General features: G+C 34.5%; 5 protein-coding genes and 1 pseudogene. All 6 read right to left on the reverse strand.

The features are described from left to right. Positions 1-663 precede the first annotated feature (663 nt). The 6 genes and pseudogenes from clpB to F6K23_RS38295 all read right to left on the reverse strand — a co-directional run bounded on the left by clpB (position 664) and on the right by F6K23_RS38295 (position 12,166). The gene (gene clpB, locus F6K23_RS38275) at positions 664-3,276 is read right to left on the reverse strand and encodes an ATP-dependent chaperone ClpB (protein ID WP_293166112.1); all 2,613 of its coding nucleotides are present in this window, start codon (positions 3,274-3,276) and stop codon (positions 664-666) included. Positions 3,277-4,657: 1,381 nt separating this feature from the next. After that, positions 4,658-4,792 (reverse strand): annotated as a pseudogene (locus F6K23_RS42585) (Clp protease N-terminal domain-containing protein); the annotation flags it as partial. A 6-nt stretch (positions 4,793-4,798) separates the two neighbouring features. After that, positions 4,799-4,987, reverse strand: a complete 189-nt coding sequence (locus tag F6K23_RS38280; protein ID WP_293166114.1) for a hypothetical protein — start codon at positions 4,985-4,987, stop codon at positions 4,799-4,801. Positions 4,988-5,029: 42 nt separating this feature from the next. Continuing rightward, a complete protein-coding gene (locus F6K23_RS38285) occupies positions 5,030-6,574 on the reverse strand; it encodes an ATP-binding protein (RefSeq protein ID WP_293166116.1) in 1,545 nt (514 codons plus the stop codon). Between the two features lie 1,347 nt (positions 6,575-7,921). Next, positions 7,922-8,443, reverse strand: a complete 522-nt coding sequence (locus F6K23_RS38290; RefSeq protein WP_293166118.1) for a hypothetical protein — start codon at positions 8,441-8,443, stop codon at positions 7,922-7,924. A gap of 582 nt (positions 8,444-9,025) precedes the next feature. After that, entirely contained in the window at positions 9,026-12,166 is a 3,141-nt protein-coding gene (locus F6K23_RS38295) for a DNA polymerase I (protein WP_293166120.1), read from the reverse strand. Between the last annotated feature and the right edge of the window lie 998 nt (positions 12,167-13,164).

Here is a 13,164-nt window from a genome sequence, read left to right on the forward strand (position 1 = left end):
CATCGGTCTTGTATAGTAAATAGGCAACAGGCAACAGGCAACAGGCAACAGGCAAGAAAAAAACTTAAATTTCCTGCAAATATCCACGCCAACTTTTACACAAACGATACCAACGGACATGATATCAGAAGTCATAAGTCATAAATATTGATTGGTAAGGCTTTTAGGATTTTGTAACTGGTCAGTTATTTCCGCCATTCTGCACTAGGACAAATGAATTAACTGATTGGATTTTTTTCGTTTCAATTAAATTCAAAATACTAAATGAATTAACTGATTGGATTTTTTTCGTTTCAATTAAATTCAAAATACTAATTGTATAGCAATGAGCGCTGGTATATTTACAAATTGCAGGAAAGGCCAAATAGCTGAAATCTTATATTATCGGCAATTTATTACCCCTGTTGCCTGTTGCCTGTTGCCTGTTGCCTGCGCACAGCGCTATAGCTTGCATTTCTAAAAAGATGCTTACCTAATTTTTATCATCATAGAGACGATTATAAATACTGCTATCTAAATAGACCTAATCACATTATGCTACCTCCTCATATCAAATCCGGTTGAATGCTTATTATATAGTTGAGAGTAGGGGACATAATATGCAACGCCCCTACTTTGTTTTCAGCCTATAAAATCTTAACTTTTGACTTTTGACTTTTGACTTCATTTAGCCATCACTAACTCCAATGGCAACCGCTGAAATGAAAGTCGCTCATTTTCAACATCCACAAAAATAGTATCACCATCATTAAACTCACTACGCAAAATACCTTTAGCAATTTGTGTTTCTAACTCTCGCTGAATTGCCCGCTTTAAAGGTCGTGCTCCATATACAGGGTCGTACCCAACTTCTGCTAAAAAGTCAACAGCAGCATCAGCAAGCTTCAGTGACATCTTACGTTCAGCTAACCGTTTCTCTAGACGTACAATTTGTAATTGCACAATTTCCCGCAACTGCTCTTTCTGTAACCCTTTGAAAATAATTGTTTCATCAATACGGTTGAGAAACTCTGGACGGAAAGCAGCACGCAACGCTTCCATGACTCGACTCTGTACTTGCTCATGATCGTCAGTGACATCTAAAATATACTGAGAACCAATATTACTCGTCATAATAATTACGCTATTCTTAAAGTCAACTGTGTGACCTTGAGAATCAGTCACTCGCCCATCATCCAAAATTTGCAGCATAATATTAAACACATCTGGGTGTGCCTTTTCAATTTCATCAAACAAAATAACTGTATATGGACGACGACGAATAACTTCAGTTAATTGACCCCCTTCATCATAGCCAACATATCCAGGAGGTGCCCCTATTAAACGAGACACAGAATGTTTCTCCATATACTCAGACATATCAATGCGCACCATCGCATCTGCTGTGTCAAATAAATATGCTGCTAATGCTTTTCCTAATTCTGTTTTACCAACACCAGTAGGACCGAGGAAAATAAAACTCGCCACCGGACGGTTGGGGTCTGCTAAACCAGCACGCGATCGCTGAATGGCATCAGCAACAGCAGTTACTGCCTCATCCTGACCAATAACTCGCTGATGTAATTCTTCTTCAAGGTGTAACAGCTTTTCTTTTTCTGACTCCACTAACTTACTGATGGGAATACCAGTCCACTTAGAAATAATTTCAGCAATATCTGCTTCTGTCACCTCTTCCCGCAACAAAGTTTGACCACTGGTTTGAGTTGCTTCGAGTTTAGTTTCTGCCTCTTCTACTTGTTTTTGTAGATTAATCAGATTACCGTATTTCAACTCAGCAGCACGGTTGAGGTCATAATTTCGCTCTGCTTGCTGAATCTCAATATTAACTTTATCTATCTCTTCTTTAATAGTCTGAATTTTACCAATGATGCCTTTTTCTGATTCCCACTGAGCATTTAGGGTGCGTTGCTCTTCTTTCAAATTAGCCAAATCTTTTTCTAGTCTTTCCAACCTTTCTTTAGAAGCAGCGTCACTTTCTTTTTGTAGTGATAACCTCTCCATTTCTAGTTGCAGAATTTTGCGGTCAATTTCATCAAGTTCCTCTGGTTTGGAAGTAATTTCCATTTTGAGTTTAGCTGCCGCTTCGTCCACTAGGTCTATCGCTTTGTCTGGTAGAAAGCGATCGCTAATATAGCGAGTGGACAGAGTAGCAGCAGCGACGAGGGAACTATCGGAGATTTTCACGCCGTGATGTACTTCATAACGTTCCTTGAGACCCCGTAAAATTGAGATGGTGTCTCCTACACTGGGTTGGTCTACATAAACTTGTTGGAAACGACGTTCTAAGGCAGCATCTTTTTCAATGTATTTACGATACTCATCGAGAGTTGTTGCTCCAATACAACGGAGTTCCCCTCTAGCTAACATTGGTTTGAGTAAATTTCCTGCATCCATAGCACCTTGAGTTGCCCCTGCTCCCACAACTGTGTGAATCTCATCTATAAATAAGATAACTTTACCGTCTGAGTCGGTGACTTCTTTGAGAACAGCTTTCAAGCGCTCTTCAAATTCGCCCCTAAACTTAGCACCAGCAATTAAAGCACCCATGTCTAGGGCAATTAACTGACGGTCTTTGAGAGACTGAGGGACATCTCCGGCAATAATACGTTGTGCGAGACCTTCAGCGATCGCTGTTTTGCCGACTCCAGGTTCACCTATTAATACTGGGTTGTTTTTGGTGCGACGACTGAGTATTTGAATAGTGCGTCGAATTTCATCATCCCGTCCAATAACGGGGTCGAGTTTACCTTCGCGAGCAAATTCTGTCAGGTCGCGACCATATTTTTCCAGAGCTTCGTATTTACCTTCTGGGTTTTTGTCTGTTACTTTTTGGTTGCCTCTAACTTGGGAAATAGTTTCTTTAAGTTTGGCTTCATCTAGTTTAAATTCTTGATAGAGATTTTTACCAAAGCGATTGTCTTTGAGATAAGCAAGCATGAAATGTTCGACGGAGATATATTCGTCTCCATATTCTTGACGATATTTTTCGGCATTGTCTGATAAGGAGTCTAGACTACGACCTAAGTAGATATTGTTGGGTGTATTTTTAACTTTGGGTTGACGACTAATAAATGTGTCTGTGTATTCTTGTACTTTAGAAGTTGAGATTCCTGCTTTGTTAAATAGACTGGTTGCGAGTCCATTTTGTTCTAACAAAGCTTTCATTAAGTGTTCGGTTTCAATTTGTTGTTGTTGGGAGGTTTTAGCGATGTCAGGGGTACGGGATATAGCTTCCCAAGTTTTTTCTGTAAATTGGTTAGGATTATTTAGTTGCATATTTTTTTGTTTTTCTTTAGTCTGTTTTTCTTTAATTTTAACTGGCTTTGTTGCAGGAATTTTAGTAGAAAAAACCGTTTTTTATTATAGGGTATTCACCCTTGGGTGTTATACCAATTTGATAAATACTTGCTAGATTTTATTGAGCAGGGGAGCAGGGAATGGGGGACTAGGGGAGAGGTAGAAATAAGGATAATTAACAATAACTGGCTAATAATTATCAAAAAAGTCATTAAGTCTGTTATTTTATATATAGTCATTTCAGTTGAGATTGACAAAAGCATTTCTTACCTTGAAAAACTTTTAGCTTAAAAAGTGTTTCACTGTTATTTAAAATTACTATAAACCTCGATCCTCTCTCCAAATTAAATCATTGTCAGGGTATAATATATGATAGTGCAACACTTGGTATTTCTCTTTATTTTTGATACCAATATCACTGACCTGAAAAACTATGTAATTCTGTGAATTATTCAAAGAATGAACATTTTTATTTTAATAATTTTGTAGTTCCTCACTGTTTACCATTTTGACACTGAGTATAATTACACCATCTTTTTTCTTTTAAATGCTTTTAACTAATAAAATTATTGTTGATATCTGTCCATATATATTAAACATAGGCGTGAAAAATATATAGACTGTTTATAAAAGTCGGGAATAGGGAATAAGGAACAGGGAACAGGGAAGATGTTTTTAGGAAAAAAACACGGAAAATGATTTTTTGAGTTATTACACTCTAGTTTATAGCAAATAAAGGGCAAGTTTATTTTCTGGAGATGTCTATTATATCAAATCCGGTTAATTGCACATAGAATCCAGTTATATAATATCTGTTGATCATTCTATAATTACTTCAATATTAGACATCTCCGCAAAAGAAGGAGTAGAGAGTAGGGGGAAATAATTGATAAATAAGAGTACGATAATTGATTGAATTTTTTATTATTGGAGTTGTCTATCTAATATCCCCTACTCCCCCACTCCCCTACTCTCAACTATATAATAAGTATTCAAAAGGATTTGATCTTACCCAGATTTTCTCCTAAGATTAATTTGAAAGTATTCGCGTTTTTTTCTGTAAGATTATTAGTTATACTAATATCATGTCCGGATAATCAGTGATGAAAAAACTTTTTCCTCTTCTTCCCTCTTTTTCCCTCCTGACTCCTGACTCCTGACTCCTGACTCCTCCCTCATTATTTATCACTATTCAACCGAACATGATATAACTACATCTTGAATTAACTGAGCGGCATTAATACTTTGTAAATTAAGTATAATTTTGCCTGTTTCTATTTAGGCAATTAAAGGTGTCTGTATGTTCTTGTCATTTGGAAGTTGATACTCCTGCTCTGTTAAGTAGACTGGTTGCGAGTCAATTTTGTTCTAACAAAGCTTTCATTAAGTGTTCGGTTTCAATTTGTTGTTGTTGGGAAATTTTAGTAATATCTGGTGTCCTAGCAGTCCCTTCCCAAGTTTTTTCTGTGAATTGGTTAGGATTATTTAGTTGCAGATTTTTTCATTTTTCTTTAATCTGTTTTTCTTTAATTTTAATTTGTAGTTTTGCAGAAATTTTAGTAGAAAAAATCGTTTTTATACCAATTCCCAATGAATTAATACTATACTCAGGTAATACTTCAGTTATTAAATAATTAATACAGCCAAAATCACCTTTTTGGTAATTATTATTATGTTTACTTCTTCTCAACTCCTCAACTCCCTATCTACCTATCTCCCTTTTAAATACCAATCAGATCATTACTCTTTCTGGAAACCAAACAGTAAATGTAGAACCTTCCTCTGATTTACTTTTCACATAAATTCTTGCCCCCATCCTTTCACATAAACGTTGGCATATTGCCAACCCTAAACCAGTACCACCATACCGACGAGTTGTAGAAGCATCTGCTTGAGTAAAAGGTTTAAATATTTGCTTTAACTGGTCTTCTGTCATGCCAATACCAGTATCGGACACCCGAAAAACTATGTAATTATTGGAATTATTAAACGACAGTAAATTTTGATTTTGAGAATTTTTCAATTTCTTATTATTTACTCTTTCCACACTCAGAGTAATCAAACCATCTTTTGTAAATTTAGCTGCATTACCCAATAAATTTATCAGTACTTGTCTAACTTTTGGCATATCAGCATACATTGTACCTAAATTTTTTCCTAAAAGTAATTTGAAGGTATTACGGTTTTTTTCTGTGAGATTTTTAGCTGTACCAACTACATCTTGAACTAACTTTTCAACTTCAATACTTTCTAAATAAAGTGTTACTTGACCTGCTTCAATTTTGGAAATGTCTAAGATATCACTAATCATTTCTAGAAGGTGTTTACCTGCAATCTTAATTCTATCTAGATCCAGCATAAAATCTTGATATCCTGCGTCTTCAGCTTCCTCATAAAGAATTTCACTATATCCAATAATAGCATTTAAAGGTGTACGAAGTTCATGGCTCATAGTAGCTAAAAAAGCACTTTTAGAACGGTTTGCTGCTTCTGCTTTCAGTTTAGCTTCCTGGAGTTGTTCTGTGTATTTTGCCACCTTACCAATTAATTCATTTAGAGATAAGGTTAATTGTCCTATTTCATCTTCTGTAGTTACAGGAAGTTGGAGTTCAAAGTTAGCTTCTTCTGTAACTTGTTGGGCAACTTTGATGATATCTTTGAGGGGAGTTACGATGGATATGCTGGTATAAATAGCCATCATTACTGCAATAATTATCGATAGCAGTAGGCTACCTATTAATATTTTAATTCCTAATGCTTCTGTTTTTTTATAATCTCTAAATCCTTGTTCTACTCTCTGATTAAATAGTGTAGTTAACTTCTCTGAATCTTGCGATAATTTTTCTAGTTTTATTGCTACCTCACTATTATTAATTTTATTAAGTGATGCTGATGACAAACTCTCTACTTCTATTGTTTTTTGAGGAGGAATCTGTTTAATTTCTTGAACTAAATTTTCTAATTTTTGAAGATAGACTGTCAAAGGATTAAGATAACCCTGAATAAATTCTTGAAGCGGAATATAATATTTTTTCTCTATACTTTCATCTCCGGTTTCTGGTATTAATTGAAGTTGTTTAAAAATAGTATTAACCTCATAAATACTTGATAATTCTTGAGATATTTTTGCTTCTAAAACTTTCCGGTCATTAACGGATTTTGGCCGCTCTTTTTGAATTATGTTGATCTTCAATGCTTTTGTTGTGAGTTTCGTAAGCAAATCTACTTGTTCTTGAGCTTCCTCTATTTGTCCTCTAATTTGATGTTTATTATTCAACTCAAATATCCGCCCTGTAAGTATTCCTAAAGTCGCAATGCTTATTGGTAATATATAGCCAAAACATATTTTTTTTCTGATTCCTATGTTACTAGACAGATTTCTTGATCCGGTTTTCTCTCGGATCATAGACTGTTTTTTTGATGTAGAAGTTAAAGACATCTCTACTGGTATTCCTTGGCCATAATCATATAGTATATTTTATCTCAACGTTGGTTGAAGACCCGCGCTCTCCCGAAGGGGAGCGGAGGGATGGGAAAACCAATCAATCTTGCGGTTCTTACAAGGGTATGCTATCTTAAATAGATCAGGGCTGCTGGGCTAGCAGTTTCAGTCTGTGGAGCGCGCCTTTAGACCAGAAAGAGGTTGGGCCTCGGAGGCAGGTGCTACGTTAGCGCAGCTCCTCTGTCAAGAGGAAGCAGAAAGTCCTGAGCCGCGAGGTTTAGGAATCTCGCGTTCGTCATCGTCATCGTCATCGTCATCGTCATGTCGCGTAAGCGCAACGTCGGGAGGATGTCAATTTAATCTAATATTCATAACGGCCTTGTTAGTCAGAATTATTTCATTACTTCCGAGGATTAATTATGTATAGTGAAGTTTTTCCTAGATACCATAATATATTTTTTTTGGCAATACTACTAATACTTTAATTGATCGGGATTAGTATAAATTCTTTATTTTTAGATTACTACTGAGCATAGGATTAGAATATTGCTAACTACATCTAAAATATTATTTTATTTTAATTTTATTTTTTCAGCAGTTCCTAAGCGTTAAGTCAATATTATACCAATTCCAGTCGATCAAACAGATTTATAATTTTTCTCTGTTTTCTAATCTGATGAGTAATATCATGTCCGGATGATTAGTGATCAAAAAAAACTTTTTCTTCTTTCTTCTTCTTTCTTCCCTCCTGACTCCTGTACGTCGGCAACCCGACAGCTTTCCTACCTGAGGACTCCGTTGTTTATTTATCAGTATTCAACCGGACATGATATAACCTAATTCAAACCAGATGTAGTATTAATACTAGTTTTTTTGTTTAAATCAGATGAGCAATAGGGATTAAGTCCAATCCCCATGAAATAAAAATTTTTTTGACAGCAAAATTTTAGTTAGATTAACTATCCAGGCTTATTTATCACACATTTCTATACAATTTAACAAATAAAGCTTGTTTCTAATTTTGTTTAACACTTGTATTTCACTTTAGAGAAATGTTATTGCATTTTTCACTGTATAAGTATTGGTAAAACAAAAAATATTAACTGTTCGTATAACTATATTATTTTTCAAAATTTTTCTGAGAATATTAACTTAACTGAATTACCTGTACTAATTTATTGCTTATTCTTGGCAAAACTTAAATAGATATAACTCATCTGGCAGCTCAGAGGCCACATCTAAATCAACACTTTTAGGAACAAATAAAACCATGCCAAATTCACATAGTTCAGTTGAACATTTGTCTGGTCGTGCAGTAATTCGATAATCGCTTTTTTCTGTGGGAGTAAAAGAGATTACTGGTATCCCATCCTGTTTTTCATCATTAGTTATTTTCTCGCCCTGTTGATTTTTAAGGGTTAAATTTAAGTCATTACAATTATCATCACATACCCCTAAAATAGTGTAGGAGGTATTAGAAGATAATTTTGCTGTAAAAGGAACTTCTACTCTTTCTTTAACTTTTCCAATAAGTGGCCAGAATACAAGTTTTTTGCCAGCTTTTTCTTGTTGTTCTACTGTCTCTTTCAGTTTACATATTACTTGTTCTTGTTCAACACTAAGTTCAACACTGGCAGCAGTTGCAACAATCGCACTACCTAATACCAAACCAACTCCACCTAAAGCTAATTTTTTGGTATCCATTGATTTACTCAAAGAAAAATTATTAGTAAACTACAGTCAGGAGTTTAACATATCTCTTGCACAATAAAAATCTTTTATAGGGAATAGGGAATACCATTTCTCAAAAACTTTTCTATATTTTCGCATTGTAGGGGAGTAGGGGAGTGGGGGAGTGGGGGAGTGGGGTAGAATTAAACATAAGAATAATTAACATTAACTTACCTCAAAGTAGCAAAAAGGTTATTCGATATAAGTTAATTATTTAATGACTGAAGTCGCATCGGAAGTATAGCATTATTTTTGGGGACTGCTATAACAGAAAGAAATAATTGATAATTTAGGGAATAGGGAATCAGAACTCAGAACTCAGATAGGGGATCCGTCGGATTGGCGATGTACAGAAGTTATTTTTGTAACGGGGATTTGAGCAACTCTCCAAAAATATTTCGCCTTCAAAGGCGGGGTTTTAGACCCATATTATTTTGATAAATAATTGATAATTTAGGGATAATAATTGATTTTATTTTTTTGGAGATGTTTAATTCCTTTTACAAACGGTCTCTTACCCCCACTCAAGAAAAGATAAGTTTTTAAGAAATGATATTACTTGGTCTCCATCCAATTTTTTCCGGCATGAATATCTACTATTAGCGGTACTTTTAAATCTATGGCATTTTCCATTGTAGATTTAATTACCTGCTCCAATTCTTCCCACTCTAATGATGGAACTTCAAATACTAATTCATCATGGACTTGTAATAATAATTTTGCCTGATAATTTGCTAATATTTCATGGAATTTTATCATGGCAATTTTAATAATATCTGCACTTGAACCTTGAATAGGTGAGTTAGCTGCTGCTCTTAAAAGTTGAGCATCATTTTGACTTAAACGTTTAAATTCATCTAGGTTAATTTCTTCTGGTTTCGTACCTTTTAAATCTCGGAGAGTTTTAGATTCAAATTCAAAATAACGCCGACGACCTAATATTGTTTCTACATAACCTTGAGCGATCGCTTGTTTTTTTAACTTCCCTAAATACTCAAATACTTGAGAATATTGCTGTTTATATCTGTCTAGAAATTGTTTACTTTCTTTGACAGTTATTCCGACAGACCTTGCTAATTTTTGCGCCCCCATGCCATAAATTACGCCAAAGTTTATTGTTTTACCAACTCGACGTTCATCTGATGTAATTTCTGTTTTTTCAAATAATAGTTTTGCTGTGACTGTATGTACGTCTTGATTATTTTGATAAGCTTCTATTAATACTGGTTCTTGACTCAAGTGTGCTAATATTCTTAATTCAATTTGTGAATAATCTGCGGCGACTAATAACCAATCTTTTTTGGGGATAAATGCTTGACGAATTTGCCGAGAAAATTCTGTACCAATGGGAATATTTTGTAAGTTTGGTTCGGAGGAAGATAAACGTCCTGTATCTGTTTGAGTTTGATTGAAATTTGTATGAACTCGTTGAGTATCTGTACGAACTAATTTTGGTATGGCTTCGACATAGGTAGAAAATAGTTTGTATAAGGTTCGGTGATTTAATATTTCATCAATGATGGGATGATGTTGACTTTCTTCTTGTAATTTTTCTAAGACAACTACATCTGTAGAATAACCAGTTTTAATTTTCCGAGATTTTTTCTGATTTTGATTGAGTATATTAAATAGTAGTTCGCTTAATTGAGATGGTGAGTTTAGGTTTAAAAAATCGCTGGTTTCTGCTCGTTCGATTTGATTTTCAATTTCTTCTGAGTTCTGTCTTTGCTCTTTTGGTAATTTGGTAATATAAGCTTTTAGTATGGGGCTAGATATTGCTTTTTTTAATTCTTGTTGATTAGTGAATGAGTCAGCGTCTATATTTTGAATTTCTGTTATGAGATATTCCTGCAAAATTCGACTATCTACAGTTTCAAAAGCTCTTTTTTCAATACCTTCTAAATTTTTTTTCAGTTGAACTGAGAATTTATTGAGATATTCAATATCAATTCTAATTCCCAGATATTCCATTTCTGCTAAAACAGATTCTAATGGTTGTTCTACATCTACTAATAATTTGTGCAAAGATTTTGCTGAAGGTTTATTTTCATCAGCTTTTTCTAATTCAGCTCTTAATTTTTCTACTAACTGAAATGTCACAAAAACTTGAGTTCCACAATAGTAAGCTACTTTCAGAATCTCTAAGTCAGCAATAGTTTGATTTTTAGAGACCACATCACCATAACTTTTTAAATTTATCCCTAGATTTCTGAGGTATCTAATATATATTTCTTCCAGACTATGTTTTGCTCTAGGATTTAATACATAACTTGCCAACATTGTGTCAAAAACAACCCCAGATAATTTAATTCCTTGACAGTGAAAAACCAATCTATCAAATTTAGCATTTTGAAATACTTTTGGATAATCATCACTTTCTAAAATTGGTTTTAAAGCCTCCAATACTTTTCCCTTATCTAGATTTTTTCCTACTTTATGTCCGGTAGGAATATAAGCAATATCTTCTATATTTTTTCCCCAACAACAACCAATACCAACTAACTCTGCATCTCGCGGTTCTAAAGATGTAGTTTCCGTATCCCAAGCCACGGGACTATCAAAATTTTTCTGCTCTTTTAAAAGATTTACTAACTGATTTAACTTTTCTGGAGTATCAATAATTTGAGGTTTTATTTCTGATTTTGTTGTAGTTTGTTGTTGAGCTGCCTTTGTATCTTCTGCACTAAAAAACCAATCATCACTCTCCTCCTCAACCAAAATATTATCTGATTTTTCTTCTTGTTTATTTTCCGACTCTTCTGGCAAAGCTTTAATACCTGCCAACCCACCAAACTGTTGTTCTAAATGATGGATTTGATTTAAGAAATGTTGTAATTCAAACTTTTGCAAAACAGGCTCAATTTCTGAGCGAGAGATTTTTTTGAGCTGCAAATCTTCCACCTCAATATCTATTGGAACATTTACCTCAATTCTTGCCATAAACTGAGAATGTTCTGCCTCAACTTTTCCCTCTTCAAGTTTTTTCTGATTTGCCCCTTTAATTTTATTCAGAGAACTATAAATTTCCGCTAAAGAACCATATTCATTCAACAACTTAACTGCCGTCTTTTTCCCAATACCCCTAACACCAGAAATATTATCAGAAGCATCTCCACAAAGAGCCTTATAATCAACAACTTGAGTCGGTAAAATACCCAATTTTTCCTTAACTTCTTCAGGACCAAACTCTTGAGGAGTACTACCTTTACCTGCTGCTAAATGTAAAACACTAATACCTTTTTCCACATCTATTAATTGAAATAAATCTTGGTCGCCCGAAAGAATTTTTACCCGAAACCCAGCAGCACTAGCTTTTTGCGCTAAAGCTCCTAATACATCATCCGCTTCATAACCAGCAACAGTAATTATAGATATATTAAAAGCTTTAAGAATGTCCTTCAAATTTCCCACATCAACAATTAAATCTTCAGGTGCTTCTTGTCTATTTGCTTTATAGTTTTTGTCAGCTTCATGGCGAAATGTAGGTTGTCCCAAATCAAAAGCGATCGCTAAATATTCTGGCTTTTGAGTTTCCATAACTTCTAACAAAGACTTCAGAAAACCAAAACAAACACTGGTGGGAATACCCGTAGAAGTTTTTAAGCCTCCACTACGACTTTTGCCAAAAGCATAGTAGGAACGAAAGGCTAGAGAATGGCCGTCAATTAGGATAATGGTGGGAGAGTTAGCAGACATTTGATATTGATATTTTGAGATGTTGCTCTATTTTAGCGAGTAGGTAGGAATGGAGATTGAGGTATGTTAATTTTCAAAGACTTACCTTTCCATCTTCGGGAAGTAGAGGCGAATATATAGCACTATAGTTTTTTTCCCAGATTTAAGATATTGATTTTTGAATTGAAATTTTGAGCGTAAGTAGAAAAATTCTTCCCAGACTTACCTTTCCATCTTCGGGAAGTAGAGGCGAATATATAGCACTATAGTTTTTTTCCCAGATTTAAGATATTGATTTTTGAATTGGGATTTTGAGCGTAAGTAGAAAAAATCTTCCCAGACTTACCTTTCCATCTTCGGGAAGTAGAGGCGAATATATAGCACTATAGTTTTTTTTCCCAGATATTGATATTGATTTTTGAATTGAAATTTTGGGCGTAAGTAGAAAAAATCTTCCCAGACTTACCTTTCCATCTTCGGGAAGTAGAGGCGAATATATAGCACTATAGTTTTTTTCCCAGATTTAAGATATTGATTTTTGAATTGAGATTTTGAGCGTAAGTAGAAAAAATCTTCCCAGACTTACCTTTCCATCTTCGGGAAGTAGAGGCGAATATATAGCACTATAGTTTTTTCCCAGATATTGATTTTTGAATTGAGATTTTGAGCGTAAGTAGAGAAAATCTTCCGAGACTTACCTTAGTTTTTTTCCCAGATATTGATATTGATTTTTGAATTGAGATTTTGAGCTTAAGTAGAGAAAATCTTCCCAGACTTATCTTTCCATTTCAGGGAAATAGAGACGAATTTATAACGTTATAGTTTTTTACCAGATTAAGATTTGAATTTGGCAATGAAATTTTCACCCTCAGTACTCTAGTAGAAGGAGGAGATATTTCTAGAGTTACCTTTGTATCTGAGAAAAATAGAGGCAAATCTCTAGCGCTACAGTTTTTTTGCCTGATGAATATTTTAATTTTTGAATTGAGATTTTTATCCTCAGCAGTCTAGGTAGAGGG

The organism is Okeania sp. SIO2C9 (assembly GCF_010672455.1).
In the GTDB taxonomy this organism is placed as follows: Bacteria; Cyanobacteriota; Cyanobacteriia; order Cyanobacteriales; family Microcoleaceae; genus Okeania.